The sequence below is a fragment of the Labilibacter marinus genome, assembly GCF_001659685.2.
GTDB lineage: Bacteria > Bacteroidota > Bacteroidia > Bacteroidales > Marinilabiliaceae > Saccharicrinis > Saccharicrinis marinus.
This window is the reverse complement of sequence record NZ_LXYE02000009.1, coordinates 138,941-160,898: the sequence shown is the minus strand read 5'-3', so window position 1 is coordinate 160,898 and position 21,958 is coordinate 138,941. Positions and strand designations below refer to the sequence as shown.

General features: G+C 34.3%; 21 protein-coding genes. 15 read left to right on the top strand and 6 right to left on the bottom strand.

All coding sequences use genetic code 11. The features are described from left to right. The first annotated feature begins 49 nt into the window (after nucleotides 1-49). From A8L32_RS04140 to A8L32_RS23845, 4 genes are all read left to right on the top strand, one after another. Complete coding sequence (locus A8L32_RS04140; RefSeq protein ID WP_158027198.1) at nucleotides 50-454, top strand: carboxypeptidase-like regulatory domain-containing protein; 405 nt, start codon at nucleotides 50-52, stop codon at nucleotides 452-454. A 1-nt stretch (nucleotide 455) separates the two neighbouring features. Continuing rightward, nucleotides 456-719 carry a hypothetical protein gene (locus tag A8L32_RS04135; protein ID WP_075590149.1) on the top strand — a complete coding sequence of 88 codons (264 nt, stop codon included), beginning with the start codon at nucleotides 456-458 and terminating at the stop codon, nucleotides 717-719. 40 nt (nucleotides 720-759) lie between these two features. Continuing rightward, nucleotides 760-912: a hypothetical protein gene (locus A8L32_RS23495; protein ID WP_158027197.1), complete on the top strand. Its 153-nt coding sequence runs from the start codon at nucleotides 760-762 to the stop codon at nucleotides 910-912. Between the two features lie 84 nt (nucleotides 913-996). Beyond that, a complete protein-coding gene (locus tag A8L32_RS23845; RefSeq protein WP_083631174.1) occupies nucleotides 997-1,341 on the top strand; it encodes a helix-turn-helix domain-containing protein in 345 nt (114 codons plus the stop codon). Nucleotides 1,342-1,475: 134 nt separating this feature from the next. Here A8L32_RS23845 and A8L32_RS04125 read toward each other — a convergent pair whose 3' ends face one another. The 4 genes from A8L32_RS04125 to A8L32_RS04110 form a co-directional block, all read right to left on the bottom strand. Further along, a complete protein-coding gene (locus A8L32_RS04125; RefSeq protein WP_075590147.1) occupies nucleotides 1,476-2,822 on the bottom strand; it encodes a S41 family peptidase in 1,347 nt (448 codons plus the stop codon). Nucleotides 2,823-2,893: 71 nt separating this feature from the next. Beyond that, nucleotides 2,894-3,358, bottom strand: a complete 465-nt coding sequence (locus A8L32_RS04120) for a MaoC family dehydratase (RefSeq protein ID WP_075590146.1) — start codon at nucleotides 3,356-3,358, stop codon at nucleotides 2,894-2,896. A gap of 215 nt (nucleotides 3,359-3,573) precedes the next feature. Then, a complete protein-coding gene (locus tag A8L32_RS04115) occupies nucleotides 3,574-4,083 on the bottom strand; it encodes a YfiR family protein (RefSeq protein ID WP_075590145.1) in 510 nt (169 codons plus the stop codon). 291 nt (nucleotides 4,084-4,374) lie between these two features. Further along, a complete protein-coding gene (locus A8L32_RS04110) occupies nucleotides 4,375-4,728 on the bottom strand; it encodes a response regulator (protein ID WP_075590144.1) in 354 nt (117 codons plus the stop codon). 350 nt (nucleotides 4,729-5,078) lie between these two features. On the opposite strand from A8L32_RS04110, the gene A8L32_RS04105 reads away from it, so the two are divergent. The 9 genes from A8L32_RS04105 (at nucleotide 5,079) to A8L32_RS04065 (ending at nucleotide 17,807) form a co-directional block, all read left to right on the top strand. Next, a complete protein-coding gene (locus A8L32_RS04105) occupies nucleotides 5,079-6,356 on the top strand; it encodes a galactokinase (RefSeq protein ID WP_075590143.1) in 1,278 nt (425 codons plus the stop codon). An 85-nt stretch (nucleotides 6,357-6,441) separates the two neighbouring features. Next, nucleotides 6,442-7,677, top strand: a complete 1,236-nt coding sequence (locus A8L32_RS04100; RefSeq protein WP_075590142.1) for an MFS transporter — start codon at nucleotides 6,442-6,444, stop codon at nucleotides 7,675-7,677. A gap of 65 nt (nucleotides 7,678-7,742) precedes the next feature. Continuing rightward, on the top strand, nucleotides 7,743-8,765 hold the full coding sequence (locus A8L32_RS04095) for an aldose epimerase family protein (RefSeq protein WP_075590141.1): 1,023 nt from the start codon (nucleotides 7,743-7,745) through the stop codon (nucleotides 8,763-8,765). Between the two features lie 239 nt (nucleotides 8,766-9,004). Then, nucleotides 9,005-10,333, top strand: coding sequence for an MFS transporter (locus A8L32_RS04090; protein ID WP_075590140.1), 1,329 nt, complete (start codon nucleotides 9,005-9,007; stop codon nucleotides 10,331-10,333). A gap of 236 nt (nucleotides 10,334-10,569) precedes the next feature. Continuing rightward, entirely contained in the window at nucleotides 10,570-11,127 is a 558-nt protein-coding gene (locus A8L32_RS04085; protein WP_075590139.1) for a TetR/AcrR family transcriptional regulator, read from the top strand. Between the two features lie 337 nt (nucleotides 11,128-11,464). Next, complete coding sequence (locus A8L32_RS04080) at nucleotides 11,465-14,053, top strand: TonB-dependent receptor (RefSeq protein WP_075590138.1); 2,589 nt, start codon at nucleotides 11,465-11,467, stop codon at nucleotides 14,051-14,053. A gap of 11 nt (nucleotides 14,054-14,064) precedes the next feature. Next, nucleotides 14,065-15,000, top strand: a complete 936-nt coding sequence (locus A8L32_RS04075; protein WP_143525014.1) for a choice-of-anchor J domain-containing protein — start codon at nucleotides 14,065-14,067, stop codon at nucleotides 14,998-15,000. Between the two features lie 2 nt (nucleotides 15,001-15,002). Further along, nucleotides 15,003-16,025, top strand: a complete 1,023-nt coding sequence (locus A8L32_RS04070) for an endonuclease I family protein (RefSeq protein ID WP_075590136.1) — start codon at nucleotides 15,003-15,005, stop codon at nucleotides 16,023-16,025. A gap of 24 nt (nucleotides 16,026-16,049) precedes the next feature. After that, nucleotides 16,050-17,807 (top strand): DUF6359 domain-containing protein, encoded by a 1,758-nt coding sequence (locus A8L32_RS04065; protein WP_075590135.1) that lies wholly within the window; start codon nucleotides 16,050-16,052, stop codon nucleotides 17,805-17,807. A 327-nt stretch (nucleotides 17,808-18,134) separates the two neighbouring features. On the opposite strand, the gene A8L32_RS04060 is transcribed toward A8L32_RS04065, so the two are convergent. Continuing rightward, the gene (locus A8L32_RS04060) at nucleotides 18,135-18,575 is read right to left on the bottom strand and encodes an FKBP-type peptidyl-prolyl cis-trans isomerase (protein WP_075590134.1); all 441 of its coding nucleotides are present in this window, start codon (nucleotides 18,573-18,575) and stop codon (nucleotides 18,135-18,137) included. A 79-nt stretch (nucleotides 18,576-18,654) separates the two neighbouring features. After that, nucleotides 18,655-19,605: a PhoH family protein gene (locus A8L32_RS04055; RefSeq protein ID WP_075590133.1), complete on the bottom strand. Its 951-nt coding sequence runs from the start codon at nucleotides 19,603-19,605 to the stop codon at nucleotides 18,655-18,657. A 143-nt stretch (nucleotides 19,606-19,748) separates the two neighbouring features. On the opposite strand from A8L32_RS04055, the gene mazG reads away from it, so the two are divergent. Then, a complete protein-coding gene (gene mazG / locus A8L32_RS04050; RefSeq protein ID WP_075590132.1) occupies nucleotides 19,749-20,522 on the top strand; it encodes a nucleoside triphosphate pyrophosphohydrolase in 774 nt (257 codons plus the stop codon). A 287-nt stretch (nucleotides 20,523-20,809) separates the two neighbouring features. After that, nucleotides 20,810-21,802 carry a sugar ABC transporter substrate-binding protein gene (locus A8L32_RS04045; protein ID WP_075590131.1) on the top strand — a complete coding sequence of 331 codons (993 nt, stop codon included), beginning with the start codon at nucleotides 20,810-20,812 and terminating at the stop codon, nucleotides 21,800-21,802. Nucleotides 21,803-21,958: the final 156 nt, after the last annotated feature.

Sequence of the window (21,958 nt, the reverse complement as noted above, 5' to 3'; positions counted from 1 at the left end):
ATTGGCAATCGTGATAATATAGAAGAATGACATGCAAAATAAAAACGGAATGAAAAAACAAAAAATATTCCTAGTTCTAATTCTGATAACTTTTCCCATTCTAGGTCAATCAACTATGATTAAAGGAAAAATAAAAGATAAAAAACTCAACAGCCTACTTGCGGTCAACATTGTCAATATAAACACAAAAGAAAGTTGTCGGACTGATAAAAATGGATCTTTTAAAATAAACGCTGAAATAGGTGATACTTTAAAGTTCTCATATATTGGTTTGACAGATGAAACAATCATAATAACTAACTATAGATTATTAAAACTAATAATGGTTGATAAATCTGTAAATTGTCTTGGTGCAGAATGGTCTAAACGTGATTATCAGCAAGCGAATAGAAAAATAGATAAAGAAATAAAGAAGCTTTACAAGAAAGCAGATTTAAAGGAAATATGGGAATAGAATGGAAAGACATGAAACAGTTTTTGAGAAAATTAAGGAGTTATTGATTCATATTTTCCCTAATGACTTATTAGAAAACAAAGAAGAGAACCATATTTCAATAGCTGACACGGGAATTGGGATTATGTCAGACACAAGAGAATTGACTGTTGGTTATGGGATGACACACGTTCATTGTAATCCGGAATATAATGACCTAAATGAAACTGTTGATTTGTTCTTTAACTTGTTGACTTGCAAAAAAGAAAATTACCAAATTCTATAAAGATAGTTTCTCTTTTAAACATCGCGTTGAACTATTATTAGTGGACAATGATGTTTATAATATAGGAACCGCAATGACATGGTTATCTCCGTACTGGAAGAAAACAACCATAAAAATAGAGATTCAGGATGAAATAATTGAATTTAGAAGAATAGAGAATAAAATTAATGAGATAAAAAACTATGTACAATAATAAATAAAGAGCATGGGCTATAAGCATAAATTTGGAAGTTGGGCTCTTTGTTATTGTTTTGAGATACTCACCTTTTACGAGTAAATACAATTACATCCTTCGGTTGAAACTGCTTATTTAAAATTAAACAATCAAGAAAATTACCCTGCTATTTTAGAGTACAATCTTGACGACCTAGCACAAGAGTGCCATTTAAGCCCAGTACGATTAAGCCGATTGTTTCATGCTCAAATTGGTACTACATTAATTCTGTATAGAAACCAAAAACGCTTGGAATACTTTCAACAGATTTATTCCTCCTCGCCTCACCTTACTATTTCCGAGGCAGCTTTTTCTGCCGGATTTGGTAGTTATGCTCAGTTTCAGAAGAGCTTTATAAAAGCATTTGGATATTCACCCAAGAGCTTTAAAGACAAAGTTAGACGGTGATAAAATACATTCGTATAGTATGTCCAGGTATGAAGAGGGTGAGCATAACTATTAGTTATAATGCTACACACAACTAAAAAACACAAATCATGCAGCTAATTTATAGGTATATTAATTATTACAATTACCTCTATCTATTTATGAATATACATTTCATACTTTAAAGGATGCTTAACTCCTTCTGTACGCAATAATGGCTCACCTAAACTTTTAGACGCAGACTTTAGTCCCTCTAAACTTTTAGAAGTAACTCCAGTAATCTGACTTATAGCCTTAGCTGTTAACACATCCTCTTTTGTACCTAATTCATACATATAATTATCATTCATTTCTACGTCTGGAATTAAGCCTTGACTATAATCAATTGAATTGTCTACATTTTCAGCTCTCATTATAATTGGTTGAATAGCCCAATTATGCTCTTTTTTATCATCAATAGTAATAGAGCCATAATATTTACCATGTGTCTGCTCCCCTATCTGAACTACATTTATATAAGGAGATAAACTATAAATTACCATTTCGCTAGCTGATGCAGTTCCATTCGTGGTTAAAACATAAAGATTTTCTATACCCAGGTTATTGGGGTTTGTCTCAAAATAGTCTTCAAACCACTCCGTATATGAACTCGGGTTTTCATTTTTAATTGCTTCTTCTAAACCCTCATTATAAGCTGTTCTCAAAAACAGTTTTCCTGCGTTTGACGTAGGACCAATCAAGCTAGCCATTAAACGAGCTGTGGAAATTGACCCACCGCTATTATAACGTAAATCTAAAATAAGTTCAGATATACCCGATGATTTAAATTCTGCAAAAACAGCTTCCAGTTGATCATTATATTCATGAATAAAAGATGTGTATGCTAAATAAGCAATTTTAATCCCACCCACATCAAATATTTCCGTTTTAAGAATAGGGTTGATCTGTAGTTCCTCCGATACCATATTTACAGAAGATGATAATTCAATTATAGAATTATCAGTTACAGTACCTAATCCAATGCTTACCGCTTCCGCACTAAATAACTGTCCATAATTATCTTGAGTAATATCAGAGCCATTTATTTTCACAATTAAGTCACCTCTTTTTAACCCAGCTCTATCCGCAGGACCACCAGGTTCAATGTATTCAACAAAAGCAACAATCCTTTCACTTCCTTCCTCGAAATAATAACCTCGCACTGAATATCCAAATTCTTTTCTAACGCCAGCAAAATAATTATTTAGGGCATCAACATCATCCGTAATAAATGACCACTTATCAATTCTCTTATAAAGTAGTTTATCGAAGTATTTCTTCGAATCTTTCTCCTTACTGCTATTAATAGCTGGTAGTTTATCCTCCCATAGATAATACAGTTCCATATTATCCTTAACAAACCTGTTAACTTTTAATACTTGAGGATCTATGTCATCTTTCTGACATCCTAAAACGCTTAACAAAAGCACCGTTAGTCCTAATACTAGTTGATTTCTACTCATTGGTTAAATTGGTTTTAATAAAAAAGGGTACCCTATTGGTACCCTACTAATATTCCTTAAATCTGTAAATACTACTTAAAGTGGTATAAAAAGATAATTTCTCCTTCAAAAGCAGGCTTCTTGCTACCTTCAATTTCCATCTTAACTCCAATATTAGCTTTTGCTACGCCTCTTAGGTTTTTAACATCAACCACGGTAGCAACTAATCGCACTTTGGAATCCACTAATACAGGTTGACTAAACTTTAGGCTATCAATTCCATAATTTACTTGAAGCTTAATATTTTGAACTTCCACAACCTGTTCCCATAAGTAGGCCAATAGTGAAACAGTTAAATAACCATGAGCTATTGTATTTCCAAATGGAGATTCTTTTTTGGCTCTTTCTGGATCAGTATGAATCCATTGATGATCGATAGTTGCTTCAGCAAACTTATTAATCTGATCCTGAGTTATTGTATGATAGTCCGACTTCCCAAGTTCACTTCCTTTTAAAGCCTCTAATTCATCAAAACTTTTTATTACTAATTGTGCCATTAAACTCTAGTTATTTTTTGAATATTCTTAAAACAAGCAACAAATATAATCTTTTTAACAAAACAAGCTTTCAATTGACTCAATCATGTAATTAATTAATAAAATCTTCATGATATATATAATTTAAGATTGACTTACAATTTAGTTTTTTGTCACAAAAAAAGCGACACATAATAAATGTATCGCTTTTTATATAATTATAAATTTGATATTCTTTAATTTGAAGCCATTTGAGCAAGTTTAGAACTTACTTGAATTTGCTTTGCCTTAGCTAATTCTGGATTTAACTGAAATGTAAGCTTACTATTTTTAACCTTAAAATTAATCATTGCAAACTTCGGCATAAAATCCTGTTCCTCTGTAATTGGCATAACGGCAGATGCAGCTAACTCTTCAACCATCTTTTTTGCTCTAGCCGATTTTCCGTTAGGTATAAAAAGCATTTGACAACCTTTGGCAGCTTCTACACTTTCTACTTCAATTACGTTTATAGTAGCCACTCCTACATTACGTCCATTAATACTAGAGGTTAACTCTTTAAACATGGCATGATTTTTACCATACACTCCAATGGTAAATGTTTTCATTGATTCTTGCTCTGGCCATTTTATATAACGCATAAAATTCGCAATAAAAGAGGCCTCCACTTTTTGAATCTGTACCTGAGCACTTGCGCTCCCAACAATTAAAGCAAGGAATAACACAACAACTAACTTCTTCATCATATAAATTAAGTTTTCCAAATATATCACCTGTAACGGCTTCCAACATATTTAGTTACGATTTTAATACTTTTTAATAATTAAAGTATCCATTTACCTAATCTAACTAAACACATATCCTCCACTCATTCATCTAATACAATGCACATTACAAGCAATAACATGAAGTGTATCTCTAACTTAATTTTAAGATATTTTCACAATAAGAATTACATATCTAAGATTTAACAATCTATATTTAAAGTAGTTGACAACATTACAAATATTGAACAGTCACTTACTTTAGAATGATACCTAATCCAACACTTTTAAAGCATCCACAAATGCCTGTTTGTTAATAGGTTTATGCAGATATGCACTAGCACCATACATAAAACATGAATCTATAGCATTTTGCGTAGAATCTCCAGAAACCACCACCACAGGTATACCCATCCACTCCTCTTCTAGATCCTTCAGTATTTCAAAACCATTTTTATTAGGCATATGCAAATCAAGGAATATAAGGTCAGGCCTTTCGACTAATATCTTTTTCCAACCATCAAAACCGTTATCTGCTTCAATAATACCGAACCCTTGATTATTAAGCATACCTTTTATCATTAATCTGCAATCACTCGCATCATCCACAATTAATACCTTTTTCATAATCTTGTTGTTTTGGTTCTACCACATTCTTTAACGAGAATACTTGCTATTTTGGTACTAAGCGTTGACAAACAACTGTTTCTAATACATAAATTATATAAAAGCATTTATCAATTAAGATTAATTAAATTATTAAAACAGCCGCATTGTTTTATTATAACTCTCATTACTAGACAATATAAATATGTAAAGTGTTAAAAAACTAAACTAGTAGGGACTGGTAGGTATTTTATTCGTTTTTTTTACTATAATTGCAATAAATAAATAAAAATTAACAAATGCTTCGCTATAGATTAAAGTCTATAACATGAAGTTTGGAAAACTATTAATTATTCTAATACAATATTATTATGGCACAGATAAGTTCGTTAATCGAAAAAATGAACGGTGGGGATAACCCATTTTTTAAGGAATTATATGGTACTGATGCAGCTGTACTTAAAGAACAAGCTGATCGTTACGCAAAATACATGGATGAGTTTAAAAGCATTTATGGAAATGATGATGTAACTCTTTTAAGTTCTCCAGGTAGAACTGAGGTTGGGGGTAACCATACCGATCACCAATTAGGTAGAGTTCTTGCTGGTGCTGTAAACCTTGATAACATTGCTGTTGCTGCACCTAACGGAACTAACAAGGTTAAAATTACTTCTGTAGGTTTCGATCCTTTTGAAGTTGATTTAAGCGAGTTAGAGGTTACTGAATTTAAGCTTACTCCTGGAAACATTGTGAGAACAATTGCCAAAGAGATTAAAGGTTTAGGTTTAGAAATTGCAGGTTTCGATGCAGTTATTCACGGTTGTGTACCTGAAGGTTCTGGATTAAGTTCTTCTGCTTCGTTTGAGGTATTGATTGGTGCTATCTTTAGTAACTTATTTAACGATGGAAAATTAGATCCTGTTGACAATGCTAAAATCGGTCAGAAAGCTGAGCACGCATGTAAAAAATTCTGCGGTTTAATGGATCAGACTGCTTGTGCTGTTGGTGGATTTATTACTATCGACTTTGAAGATAAAGCTAACCCAATTGTTAAGGCTTTAGATTTTGATTTTGCTACAACAGGTTATTCATTAGTTATTACTAACACAGGTGGTAGCCACGGTGGATTAGACGAAGAGTACAATGCACTTCCTGGTGAAATGAAAGCTGTTGCAAAAGAGTTAGGACAAGAAGTTTTACGTCCTCTTTCAATGGATGATGTAGTTAAAGGAATTCCTGCTATCCGCGAAAAAGTAGGTGACCGTGCTTTATTACGTTCTATCCACTTCCAAGCAGACAACGCTCGTGTAGTTGACCAAGTTGAAGCGTTAGAAGGAAACAAATTTGACAAATTCTTGGAGTTAGTAATTGAGTCTGGATTAAGTTCATATACTTACAACCAAAATATTTTTGTAGGAGGAAAAACCAAAGAGCAAAATGTAGCACTTGCATTAGCATTAAGTGATCTTGTTCTTAAAGGTAAAGGAGCTTGGCGTGTTCACGGTGGTGGATTTGCTGGTACTATCCAAGCTTTTGTTCCTAACGATACGCTTGATACATACATCTCAACTTTAGAGTCTGTATTTGGCGAAGGTAACTGTCACAAGTTATTTATCCGTTCTAAAGGAGCTGTAGCATTAGCGCTTTAATAAAAAACAAAATAATCAGTCAGGTATATAATTATGCCTGACTGTTTTTTTATATACACGTTTAACTATAAAAAAATAATACATTATGGGGAGTTCAAATAAGAACTATGGTGTGCCATTGGCGACAATGTCATTTTTACTTTTCCTTTTAGGATTTGTAACCTGGATAAACAATATCCTTGTGCCTTTTATGAAGGCTCAATTCTCAATTTCTGAGAGTCAAGCTCAATTAGTAAGTGCCGCCTTTTTTGGAGCATATATTATTTCAATACCTGTAGGTGGAGTCGTTAAAAAATTGGGATACAAAAAAAGTGTAATAATAGGGTCTTTTATTACAGGTATTGGTTGTGCCATATTTATTCCTGCATTAAGCATTAGTTACGGCATGGTATTGGGGGGACTTTTCGTAACAGCAATTGGTGTTGTTATTTTACAGGTTGTTGCAAACCCATATGTAATAGCATTAGGCACACCTGAAACATCTGCTTCTCGATTAACTTTAGCTATGGCAATAAACTCAGTAGCAGCCGCCTTAGCTCCATTTGTTGGATCGTTCATTATCAGTGGTAAAGGTGCAGACATTACAGTTGATCCATTCATGGCAAAACTAATGTTTATTGTACTTGCTGGTATTTCAATATTATCAGGTATTTTATTGTTCTTTATTGATTTACCTGTAATTAAAGATGACGAAGAAGAAGCTTCTGAAACGCCTTCTAGAAGTGCATGGAGCTACCCTCACCTAATAATGGGTTTTGTTGCGATTGGTATGTATATGGGACTTGAAGTTGGTGTTGGAAATTACTTTGTAAGTTATGCAAGTAAAAATGTAGGAATAGATGCTGATGTTGCAGCAAAAATATTCTCATTTTACCCTATATGTTTTGTAGTAGGTCGTTTATTAGGCGTTGGTATTCTAAAGAAATATGTAGCTACTAAAGTTTTATTAGTAAACTCGCTAATATGTGTTGCTCTATTAGCTACTTTCTTCATTACTAAAGGTACTGCCTTTTCTATTTGGCCATTAATTGCTCAAGGATTATTCCTTTCAATTATGTGGTCGGTATTATTTGATTTATCTATGAAGGATATTCCTGCAAGTGTATCAAAACTAGCTTCGGGTATTATTTGTACAGGTGTAGTATTTACCGGTATGTGGATGTATATCATGGGTAAAGTTGTTGATTCAACAGGAACTGTTCTTGCTGACGGCTCTATCGATTCATCAACTCCTGATTATGGTATTGCCTATGCATTCTTCTTCTTCTTTTATGCATATATTATCTTCTTTGCATTAAAAGGAGCAAAAATTAGAAAATAACTAGTTATCTACCTAAAGAGCACTTACCTTTGTTGGTAAGTGTTCAATTAAAATAAAATATAGATATGACAAAAGCTTCAGATGTTTTTACGCTAAAAAACGGAAACAACGTTGAGGTTACCTTTATTGGAAGAGGTGGACAAGTTACAGGTATTAATGTACCTGACGCCAAAGGAAATATTGCTGATGTAGTTATTGGCTACGAAACAGTAGATGCAGCATTAGCTGGCGACGGCTATTTTGGCGCTCTATGCGGTAGATTTGCTAACCGTATTGTAGATGGAAAATTTGAACTGGATGGAACTAAATATCAATTAGATATTAACAACGGACCAAACCACCTTCATGGAGGTAACGAAGGTTTTAATAGCCGCACTTGGGATGTTGAGCCATATGCTGACGCTAAATATGCACAAGCTTATAAGTTATCTCTAGTAAGTCCTGATGGCGACCAAAATTACCCTGGCGAACTTACTATTTCTGTAATCTATGGTTTAACTGAAGAAAACGAGTTTGTAATTGACTACACTGCCGAAACAACTAAGGCAACTATTATTAACTTAACTAGCCATGCTTACTTTAACCTAAAAGGAGCAGGTACAGGTACAGTTGAAAACCATGAGCTTGAACTAAACGCTAGCAAATACACGCCTATCTCTGCTGAGCTAGGAACTGTAACTGGTGAAATTGCTGATGTAAAAGGCACTGCAATGGACTTTATTGATACAAAGAAAATTGGAGAAGCTTGCAATAGCGATGACGCTCAAGTTAAGTTAGTAGACGGAATTGACCATAACTTTGTAATTAGTGGTTTCGATGGTAATTTAAGAATTGCTGCACGATTAACTGATCCTGAAAGCGGTCGTGAAATGGAAGTTTATACAGACCAACCGGGTGTGCAGATTTATACAGGAAGTCATTTTGATAGTTCTGAAACTGGAAAACTTGGAGCTCCTATCGAAAAATGGGCAGGAGTTGCTTTAGAAACGCAAATTTTCCCAGATTCTCCAAACAAAGAGAACTTCCCTAATGCAGTTCTTCAACCAGGAGAAACATACAAACATACATGCGTATATAAGTTTATCTAATATAGATACTTTACGATATAGAAACCATCCTGAATTCAGGGTGGTTTTTTTTTGCCCTATAGTTATTTTAGAATGATAATTATAAATCGTCAAAACCATTTAAAATCAATCTGAAAACCACCTTATTGTTTGTATTTGTAAATATTTTTCTACTTTTTTGTGCTACTCTAAAACGAAATTAAGATTACCACAAGCTTAATTTCACCAAAAAATATTTAAAACTACTTTAAAACAAAAAAATGACTACTAAAAAAAGTAATGTATTACCCATTGTAATGATGTTTTTCCTCTTTGCAATGATTTCCTTTGTCACTGGCCTATCTAATCCTATTGGAGTAATTTGTAAAGCTCAAGAAGGTATCCCAAACTGGATGTCACAATTAGGTAATTTTGGTAATTTTATTGCCTATGCTGTAATGGGACTACCTGCTGGGATAATCTTAAAAAACAAGGGATATAAGTTTACTGCGCTTACGGCTATTGGTGTTGGTATTATAGGTGTTGCTATTCAAATGATTTCAGGTTATATGCCATACCAAGCTGGCGATAACTTTATTCCAATATTCATGGTGTATTTGCTAGGTGCTTTTGTATCTGGTTTTTCTATGTGTATGTTAAACACAGTAGTTAATCCAATGTTAAATACACTTGGTGGTGGTGGTAAAACTGGAAATCAATTAATTCAGTTTGGAGGATCATTAAACTCAATGGCTGCTACTATTGTTCCTATTTTAGGAGGTGCATTAATCGGTACAATAACGAGAGAAACTTCATTGCGAGATGCTATTCCTGCCTTACAAATTGCATTAGCTATTTTCTTAGTTGCATTTGGGGTGTTAGCTGCTGTAAAAATTCCAGAACCAGGTTTAGCAAAAGCAAGTGCTTCAAAAGTAAAAGATGAACACAGCCCAATGTCATTCCGTCATTTTGTATACGGTACCATTGCTATATTCTTATATGTAGGTATTGAGGTTGGTATTCCAAACTTCATGAATCTTTTCCTTACTGCCCCTGTTAATCCAGCTGCTGGAGAAGCTGCTGGTATGGGAATTGATCCTGCTGCCGCAGGTACTGTTGTTGGAACATACTGGTTTTTAATGTTAATAGGTCGTTTATTAGGAGGCGCTTTAGGCGCAAAATTCTCCGCTAAAGAACAGTTATTATTTGTTTCTAGTTTAGGATTACTTCTTGTTGGCGTAGGTATTTTATTGCCTAAAACAGTAACTATTGGGATGCCTGTATTTTTAGCTGATATTAGCTTTGGTTTACAAACGGTACCTCTTTCTGTTATGTTATTTGCTCTTTGTGGATTATGTACCTCTATTATGTGGGGCGGTATTTTTAACCTTGCTGTTGAAGGAATTGGTAAGTATACTGAAATGGGAGCAGGTATATTTATGGTAATGGTTTGTGGTGGTGGAATTTTACCACTAATTCAAGGTGGTGTAGCTGATATAACTTTTAGTTACATGGCATCATACTGGGTAATTGTAGCTGCACTTGCTTATCTATTATGGTATGCCCTTGTTGGATGGAAAAACGTAAATAAAGATATTCCTGTGGAATAAATCTTTATTTCTAAATTATACTAAAAGGTTACTCTGAACAAGGGTAACCTTTTTTGTTTGTTATAATTGACGCTCCTACCCTATTTATTAAATACTCCACTTTTAATAATACCAGTGTTATCTTTCCGTTAAATCATTTTATTCAAACTTTTCAAAGTAAAATATTACTATTTTTGCAGCGTCTTCATAAGATAATATTTTGTTAATAAGAAAACCGAATCATAAATATAGTAGTGATGAAAAAAAAGGAAGTAATACTAAATGGTGCCATTGAATTATTTGTTGCAAAAGGATTTTCGGCCTCTACCAACGAACTAATTAGCAGAATTGGCATCGCCAAAGGAACACTATATCATCACTTTAAAAGCAAAGACCAACTTATTGTAGATATTTACAAAACCTTGATGTTCGAAATTGAAAAAGAATGCGTTTCGGAAATGTCGGAAGAAGAAGATCCGTTTGCTTACACCAAGGATGTATTTGGAAAAATTGTCAGCTGGTTTATCAAATACCCAAGTAAATTTCACTATATCAATAGCTTCGAAGCTAGTCCATATATTAAAGTACATGCCTTATCCGTAAGAGATACCTTAAGCGGACCGCAGAAAAACATTATGCAAAAGGTGAATATGGGTGTAATGAAAAACTATAACACACAGTTAATTACCTTTTTCGACTTTGCATTTACCAGGTCAACAGCCAACTACTTCTTATCTCAAGCTAATCCTATGAGTTTATTCCGAACGGAATTTGATGAAGCTTTTGATTTATATTGGAATGGCGCCTCCAGATAGGACACATTGCTCGCATAATCCTAAACTTTTACAATCATACCCCCTTTGCAACCGACAAATAGCATGTTTTTATATGCATTTTTATACACACCCCTACATTTTTAAATAATTTAATATTTATTCACTAAAATCATTTAACACTCACCAATCCTCTGTGCAATAATTAATTAAAAGATTACGTCAATACCACAACCCTTAATAACATTAGCTTAACACATACTTAAAGATAATTAAACCGACTTGTCGGTCGGTTTTAGTGATATTTGCGCTGTAAAAATTTATATCTTTGCATTGCTTTATAAAAGTTACATAACAACCTAAATTCAATTATTCAATAATGAAACATTTTATCACGAAGCTTTATGTGGTTGGTTTATTACTGGCCCTTCCTTTAGCGATAGTTGCTCAAGGTAAAGTATCCGGAAAATTGGTTGATGCCAGTTCTAACGAACCTTTAATTGGTGCCGCAGTTTACCTAAAGTCGGACAAAGGAGTAGGTACAGTTACTTCTTTAGATGGTACTTTTGAGTTAATTCTTGAAAGCGGAAAGTATGAATTAGTATTTACTTACTTAGGATACATAGATCAGAACAAAATGATCACCCTAGAAGGTGATTTAGACTTAGAAGCTATTAAGCTTGAACCTTCGACAGTAGGCCTTACAGAAGTATCTGTTGTAGCTTCTTTTGCAACCGACAGAAAAACGCCTGTGGCCATTTCTAATATTCCTGCCTCAGTAATTGTTGAGAAATTGGGTAATCAGGAATTTCCAGAAATTTTAAAATCAACACCTTCGGTTTATGCAACTAAAGGATCTGGAGGTTTTGGTGATTCTCGTGTTAACATTCGTGGATTTAACACGAGTAATATTGGTGTTCTGGTAAACGGAGTTCCTGTTAACGATATGGAAAATGGTAAAGTTTATTTCTCAAACTGGGCTGGTTTAAGTGATGTTACTTCGGTAATGCAAGTTCAGCGTGGTTTAGGGGCATCTAAATTAGCTATTTCTTCAGTTGGCGGTACAATGAATATTCTTACAAAAAGTGCAGATGCAGAACAAGGTGGTTCGTTTTATGCAGGCATGGGTAATGATGGATATAAGAAATTTAACTTTAATGTTTCTACAGGTTTAATGGAAAATGGTTGGGCCATAACCTTATTAGGAGGAACTGTTAGGGGAGATGGATATATAAACGGAACTAACTTTCAAGGATATAACTATTTTGCAAATATAACCAAGGTTATTAATGATGATCATCGTCTGTCATTCCAAATTTTTGGAGCACCGCAGTGGCACGGACAACGTGGTAATAAGCATTTAATTTCTACCTATGAAAATAAAAACGAGCAATTACCATTTTCAAATAACTCAGGAGCTAAATTAAATACCGAATATGGTATAAGAAATGGTGAAATTTATGGTGGTAGCTATGGATATAACTTCTACCACAAACCACAGGCTTCAATTAATCACTATTGGGATATAAACTCAACTACAAGCTTAAGTACTTCGGTATATGCTTCTATTTCGTCAGGTGGAGGACGCCGTATACGAGGAGACAAAGCTGCTGAATTAGATTACGATAGAAATAACCACGAATTTAGTCAGTCTTTTATGAAATGGCGTAATGGTGATGGCTTAATTGATTGGGATCAAGTAACAGAACATAACAATGACATTAACGGCAAAGGCGACTTTGTAGCAAGTAATTCTATCAATAGTCACGAATGGTACGGATTATTATCAACCTTCAATACTGCCGTAGATAATATAAGCCTTACTTTCGGTTTAGATTCTCGATATTATGTAGGTAGTCACTACGAAGAAATTGATGACCTATTAGGTTCTCAGTTTTATATTGATGATAATAACATAAACAGACCTACACAGCAGGCTTTACGTGAAGGAGACAAAATAAACTACCATAACGATATGCAAGTGGTAAGAAACGGGTTATTTGGTCAAGCTGAGATTTCGTTAAGTGATTTTACAGCATTTATATCTGCAACGGCATCTTATCAAAATGTACGTCGTATTGACTATTTTCAATATGCGGCCGATAATTATAAGTCTGATTGGGTTGATTTTGCAGATTGGAGTGTAAAAGGTGGAGCAAATTATAATATTAATGATAACCACAATGTATTTGTAAATGCAGGTTACTTTACACGCTCACCATTTGTAAAATTTGTATTTGATGGTTACACAAATGATATTCTGGATGATGCCAAATACGAAAAAGTAATGACTTTTGAAGGAGGCTATGGATACAGGTCGAGAGTATTTAATGCTAAACTGGGTTACTATTATACTGAGTGGAGAGACCAAGGCTTATCAAGATCAGTAGGTGATCAAACATACAACTTATTAGGTCTTAATTCACGACATATGGGTCTTGAGTTGGAAGCTACTTACAAACCAACCAAAAATCTTACTATTAGAGCCATGGCTTCAGTAGGAGATTGGAAATATATGGATGATGTGCGTTTTCAACAAGTTGATGACGAAGGTAATTTAATAGGTGAGTTTAATGCATATATAAAAGATGTAAGTGTGGGTAACTCGGCACAAACAACTGCTGCATTAGGTATTAACTATCGTTTCCTTAACAGCTTTAACATTGGTTTTGACGGTAATTATTTCGGTAATAACTTTGCTGACTTTGATCCATCAACCAGAACTGGAAGCAATGCTGCTGGAATAAACTCTTGGCAAGTTCCAGATGCTTATTTATTTGACTTAGATGCTGGTTATAACTTTACTATTGCAAGTGTAAAGTCCCGTATTTCATGTAAAATAAATAATTTATTGAATACGGAATATATTACTGATGCAGATGATGGTAAAAACCACGACTGGAAAACATCTCCTGTTTATTATGGTTTTGGTAGAACATATTCTGTAGGTTTAAAAGTTAACTTCTAATAATGCTAAAGATGAAAAAATTACAATATATATTATTTGCTCTAATGGCTTTATTTGCATTCGCTTGCGAACCATTAGAAGATATAAAGGATGAATTGGATGATAATTACCATGGTCCTTTAAACAAAGAAATAAAATACGAACTAACAGCTTCTGATTATAAATCTATTAGCGAATCTGCTGCAGCTGATGCAACTACGGCCGAAGAGTTAGAAATTGCAGAATCTGTTTTAGAAGGAGATACTGCATTAACCGCAGATTTAGCATCAACATATATTCCTGAAATGTTAGGAAATATGGAAAGTATGTATGGTTATGCACCTAAATCATTAAATAAAGTATCCTATAAATTCAGAGAGACAGTAGAAGAGGCTATTGTAGATTCTACAACTGGTTTCTTTAAGTTTTCTTTGTATTCGTGGATGGTTTTTCCAGAACCTGGATATATGTACGACTTTAATGATGGAACATCTGGTGAAGACGTTGATAAAAATGGCTGGACACAATATAATTTAGGATCAGCAAAGGACATGACATATATATATAAGTCATTTGGTGGAAATTCCTACGCATACGTTACAGCATATAAAGGTAAAAGTGAAGGCGGCTATAAAATTTGGATGGTTTCTCCTGCATTAAATCTTGATAAAGTTTTTGTTGCTCCTAACTTAAAATTTGAAAATGCCATAGCATATCCAAATGGAGCAGTTATTAAGGCTTATGTGATGAATGATGCAGATCCTGCTAAAGCTACACTTAAAGAAGAATTAGTTGATGCTGTGTTTGCAACTGAAGAGAACAATAATTACGAATTTATTTCATCTGGGATGTTAGACTTATCAGATTATTCAGGTACTGTATATATTGGGTTTGAATACGTAGCTGAGAAAGGGCAAACAACGAGTTTCTGTATTGATGATTTTACGTTTGATTACATCGAATTATAATAATGATGAAATTTGATTATTTAAGATTACTTAGATATATAGTTTTTGTTTTTGCCATAACATGTGTGGCATGCGACGAAGACGAAATGAAAGATGGAGGATTACCCCCGGACTATGTTGATCCGGAAGATCCAACTGATGAAGACCCAATTGGAGAGGATCCTACCGTATATAACTATATCGTTCCTCAAGTAGGTAGTGATGGAAGAATTGCTGTACTTGGTACACCTCCTATGTATACCGATACTGCAACTAAACATGTTGTATCTGTGGCTTATGATATAGATGCTTCTAAAGCCTATGATTTAGCTAATTATTATAAAGCGGCAAACGGAAAAAGTGGTGATGCTTTAAAAACGGCTATCGCTTATATAATTTCTAATGAATTTGTTGGTAAAACATATGGTGAAGCGAGGTATGTATTAGAAGAGGCCGATAAAAATCCCTTAGAAAATAGTGTTTGGTGCTTCTATGAAGAAAACACTGCAAATGCTAATTGGGATGGTGGAACAACCTGGAATAGAGAACACGTATGGGCTCGTTCGCGTGGCGTTGATGGAAACACTGATAATAGTGAAATATCCATGGCTTCAGATATTCATAACTTAAAAGCGGAAACTCCTTCTGTTAATTCGAATAAGAGTAACTATAACTTTGCTTACAAACCGTCGGATAAAGCTTTTGTTGGTACCCATAGTAGTAAGGCTTATGCCCCAAAGGTATCTGCACGTGGTGATGCTGCTCGAATCATGTTTTACATGGCCGTAAAGTATGGCGAAAGTGGTGGAATTGAAATAAGTGATGAAGTATCTGCTACTAATTCCACATCACAGGGTAATTTAGTTGATCTGTTGATGTGGCATACTGAAGATCCTGTCGATCCGTTTGAGGTTAGACGTAATAATGTGATTTTTAAATACCAGAAAAACAGAAACCCTTTCATTGATCATCCCGAATTGGTTGATCATATTTTTGGCGATAAGCAAAACCAAAAATGGAATGGAGGAATTGTTTATAATCCTTAAAAAAACGTATAAATTATAATTATAATGAAGACATTATTAAAATATTTAAGCATTGTACTTCTTGTAGTAGCTGCTTCCTCGTGTATCGATGAACTTGATGAAACGATTTACAAAGGAAATGTACAATTTAATTTAAGTACTACAACAGAAGTTAAAGGTGAAGCTGAAGATTACACAGTTAAGGCTAAACTATATAGAAAGTACAACGAAAAATTAACCATCATAGAACTTGATGTTGATAGCATTTATGAGGATGGCTCAATAGTTACTGAATCATATGAAATTGAGCACGGTAATTATGAACTCCAGTCTATTAGTTTATTAAATGATGGAGAGACTGAATTCTGTGGTATTGATAAAGATGATGATAGAGCGCCTCAGATAGGAGAAGAATCTTATTTACCTATCGCAAAAAACGTATTAGAAAATGATACTACTGTATTTGCCTTAGAATTAGTTGAATTTGACGAAACCAAAGAACCTGAAGTAGAAGAACCTCCATTGAGTATTGCTGAGTTTTTAGCATTAACAGATGGATCTGTAGCCACCATCAATGCGTATATTACCGAAGTTGTAACAAATGCTTCTGGTAAAGTTTCGTACTTAATGATGAAAGATAGTAATGGTGACGAGATTAAAGTATATGGAGTTTACAATATTTCAGATATAATCTACGAAGTTGGTGATGTTTTATTTGTAACAGGTAAAAGAACTGGAACCAACGGCGAAGATGGACTTGCTTTAGAGGCAGACAGTGAACATTCAATTGTAGCTGATGCGAAAGCAAATTCTATTGCTGCATTTCTAAAATTAGCGGATGGAACAGTTGGAACTATAGAGGCTGAAGTTATTGAGGTTTCTGTTAACCCATCTTATGGAACTGTTACTTCATTATTGATGAAAGATAAGAGTGGTGATGAAATATTAGCTTACGGCGTATTTAAAATATCTGATGAAATTTACACAGTTGGACAAGAACTACGCATTACAGCAGATAGAGATTCATATAATGGTGAGGATCAAATGAGCTTTAGTTCTGACGCAGGTCACTCTATCGAAATCCTTTCTGGTGGCACTGGAGACGAAGGAAAAACTATTGCTGATTTCTTAACGATAGAAGTTGGAACTGTTGGCACCATCAAAGCTGAAGTGAAAGAAGTATCTGTAAACCCTGATTATGGTACTGTTACCTACTTAATAATGAAAGATAGCAAGGGTGACGAAATTAAGGCTTACGGAGTATTTAAAGTCTCTGACATTGTGTATGAAGTTGGTCAAACCCTGATTCTTACTGGTAAAAGAGATGAGTATAGTGGAGAAGCTCAATTAAGTTTCGCTTCGGAAAGCGGACATTCAATTGTAATTGTTGAGGAAGGTGGAGATACTCCTGTTGTTAAAGGTTCAAAAGATACTCCTTATACTGTAGAAGAAGCGAGAGATAAGCAAGACGAATCAACTGCATGGGTTGAAGGCTATATCATTGGGTATATTGTGTATGATGCAGGTGGTAACCATACCGTTTCAAGCGATCCTTCAGCTGCAGTAGATACGAATATTGCCATAGCATCATCTGCTAGCGAAACAGATGCATCAAAAATGCTATTTGTTCAGTTATCGGGAAGTGATTCGGCTCCAAGAACGCAACTTGGACTTGCTTCTACAAGTGGTGCTTCTGTAGGATATCATGTAAAATTAAACGGTCAGTTAGAAAACTACTTTGGAGACAACCCTGGTTTAAAAGGAATTTCTACTGCTGATCAGTTCGAAATTATCACTGAGTAGTTTTATAAAACTCTCATTTAAAAAAATAGCTTAAGGCTGTCCGTTTGTATAACGGACAGCCTTTTTTATTATCACCTTCAAATGACCTCTATTTTCTCATCTTCTTAAGTATATTTTCGTGCTTTATCTATTGCTTAAACTCTGGGGCATCTTTAAATCCAATATTCAGTTTCATAAAGTCTTTTACTATAACTTCTTCTATTTCCTTACCAACAGATTGCTAACGAAGAATACATGCATTTCGCCATCAGAGAATTGCACAAAAAAAGGGAAACCCATAACAGGCTTCCCTAAATATTTTAATAATAAATTTATTCTTAAAATCAACTACTCAATTTCAATTAGTGTTATCTTAAACTTTAACACTCCATCACCATACGCATACTTTCTTGGTACATACAAATAGGCTTCACCTCCCACTTTCATATAAGGTATGCCTATTTGCCAACCTGCAATTAAATTTGATAACGCAAAAGTAACTGGCTCCTCTGGTTGATTTACTCTTTGATCACTAGGCAAATTATATAATTCATATTTAACCTTTACTTTATCATTTAAGGTTGGAGATTCTCCGGTACCTTCAACGATATGCTTTATATATACACCATAAGACGTTGCAACGGTGTCTGTAATATTATTGGCTTCAAAATAATCTTGAATAATGCCTTCATCTTTTGCATCATAATCAATAGGTTCTTCTTCCTTATTACATCCACTATACACCAAGGCTATTAACAAGCCAGCTATCAAACCAAAATTTTTCTTCATGTTATTTAAATCTATCTACTTGTGAATATTTCTTTATTTAGAAGGTAATAATTACTAAAGGTTGCGTTAGAATTTGAATTTATTCTTTAGATGTGGGCTTTTCTTTATCGTAAGCCTCCACAATTCGCTGAACCAATGGATGGCGAACGATATCACGGACATCAAAATTAATTATTTTCATTCCTTTTACATTGGTCAGTATGCGCATGGCGTGTACCAATCCCGACATAGATATTTTTGGCAAATCAATTTGCGTAACATCCCCCGTAACCACATATTTAGTTCCATGCCCCATACGGGTTAAAAACATTTTAATTTGGTTGGTAGTTGCATTTTGCGCTTCATCTAAAATAACAAAGGCCTCATTTAAGGTTCTACCACGCATAAAAGCCAAAGGAGCAATTTGAATGGTTCCATTCTCCATGTAATCTTTTAGCTTAGCAGCAGGAATCATATCCTGTAAAGCATCATATAGTGGTTGTAAGTAAGGGTCAATCTTCTCTTTCATATCACCTGGTAAAAAACCCAATTTCTCCCCTGCTTCAACTGCCGGCCTACTTAATATGATTCTACGAACCTCTCTCCTTTTTAATGCTCTAACAGCAAGTGCAATGGCCGTGTAAGTTTTACCAGAACCTGCTGGACCAACAGCAAATATTAAGTCGTTCTTCTCGTATTCTTGCACAAACGAACGTTGATTAGCAGTTCGTCCTTTTATTGGCTTACCATTGATGCCATATAAAATAACATCATCAACATCTTTCACCTTGCCAATGCCACCACTCTCAATAATATCAATAATGGAGTGCTCACTCAATACATTATATTCGTTGTAATGATCCAAAAGTAAATGAATTTTTTCCTCAAAAGCAGTTACTTCCTCTTCCTCGCCCATGGCCTTTATCCAATCTCCCCTAGCAATAATTCTAAGTTTAGGATATCTATTCCGGATTATATCGAGCTTTACATTTTTTACGCCTAAAAACTCTATTAAATCAACAGAGTCTATATATATCAGTTTTTCTATCATGTATTAAAATCAAGTAATTCGCAATGCAAAATAAATACATTTTAGCTTATTCAATAGTCTTTTTAAAGATTACTTTGCTAAAAGTGGAAGTATATATCTACTTTTGAATCACTAAAAAATATACGAGCATAAATCAATATATAATGGAAGATAAATTAACCGCTTTTAAAGAGTTATTAAATATCATGGACGAGCTCAGAGAAAAGTGTCCATGGGATAAAAAACAAACCAATGATAGTCTGCGCACCTTAACCATTGAAGAAACCTACGAATTAGCCGATGCCATTATAAAAAAGGATCCTGATTTAATAAAAAAAGAGTTAGGCGACTTATTATTGCACATTGTATTTTATGCCAAAATTGGGGATGAAAACAATGAATTTACTATTAAGGATGTAATTGATTCGTTAAATGAAAAACTGATTTATCGTCATCCTCATATTTTTAGCGACACCCAGGTTAAAGATGCCAAAGAAGTAGAGGAAAACTGGGAACGTCTTAAATTAAAGGAAAAAGGTGGCAACAAGTCGGTTTTATCAGGTGTACCGGAATCATTACCCGCTTTGGTAAAAGCCAACAGAATTCAGGATAAAGCCCGTGGTGTAGGTTTTGATTGGGAAAATCGCGAACAGGTTTGGGATAAGGTACAAGAGGAACTGGATGAAGTTAAAGTAGAAATAGCTCAAGGCGACCAAGATAAAATTGAAGCTGAATTTGGCGATTTATTATTCTCTATCATCAACACAGCTCGCCTATACGGAGTAAACCCTGAAAATGCCCTAGAAAGAACCAATCGTAAGTTTATCTCTCGCTTTAATTATCTGGAAGATAAAACCATTAAACAAGGCCTTGATCTTAAGGAAATGTCGCTGGAAGAAATGGACAAAATTTGGGATGAAGCAAAGAAGAGGGAGTAATCAGTAATTGGGTTAAAGGTGCAAAGGTTCGATGATACATGACTTTAAAAAAAACTTTAGCGGTAGGTTCGAATTCAAGCGGATCATGACAAAAATAATTGCACTCTTGTACCTTTAACCTTATACATCAATAAACCTCTCAACCGTTAACGCTTAGCCCATTTCTCTATGCTATAACACCATTGCACCTTTCTCCATTTTTTCAAATCTTTTATGCTTTGGCTTTACATTCCAAATGTTTTTTTGTAAATTATTAAATATAATTCTTCCTAAAAAACAAAACCGATATGAAAGCTTTAAAGATTACACTGATCATTGCATTCGGATTATTTTTATTAACAGGATGCAATCAAAAACCCCAAATTGGATTATTAATGGATACTTTGGCCCAGGAAAGATGGGAAAAAGACATGACCTTAATTGAAAAGCATATTGAGGAAATGGGAGGCATTTGCACAGTGGCCATTGCCGATTCAGATCCTGATAAACAATTACAGCAAGCAAAAGAATTAATTGAAAATGGTGCTGAAGTATTAATCGTTATCCCTGTTGATTCTAAAAAAGCGGGCGATATAGTTAGATATGCACATCAACACTACGTTCCAGTAATTTCATACGATAGATTAATTAAAGACTGTAATTTGGATTACTACATCTCTACCGATAATATTGCCATAGGCGAATTACAAGCCAATTTTTTAACTAAGATTAAACCAACGGGCAAATATGGTATTGTAGGCGGTCCAACACTCGACAATAATGCGTATTTATTAAACTTAGGGCAAATGAACGTGCTTGCTCCATTCGTGGAAAAAGGGGATATTGAAATTGTATTTAATAAATTTTCTAGTGACTGGTCTTTACACGAAGGATATAACATTACCAAGGACTATTTAACCAATACAGATACTGCTTTAGATGCTGTTATTGCCAGTAATGACGCGTTAGCAGCTGGTGTTATTAGCGCATTAAAAGAACACAATATGGCTGGAAGAGTTTTGATAGCAGGGCAAGATGCGGACAAAGAAGCCATTAGAAAAATTGTTGGTGGCGACCAAACGATTACAATATATAAACCGATTGAATCGATGGCTTATGCAGTTGCCAATGCAGCTATTAAAATTTCAGATGGTATTGCTCCATCCAATATGAACTTAACAGAACACAATGGGAAAAGACTAGTACCAGCAATTTTGTTACCAGCACAAGTTGTACACAGACAAAACATTAAAATGACGCTTGAGTCGGATAACTTTGTAAACGGAGAAGACATTAAATAATATAGTTGAGCACTGCATTTTAGTAGTGTTTTAAAAGAAATTGAGCTCATATTAGTTTTGGATAAATACTGAGTTCAATAATTAGGGTGAAATGAAGGCAAGCAGTAATTTTGATAGTGTAAATTAAGGAAGATTGGAATTGTTTAGTTAGATTGA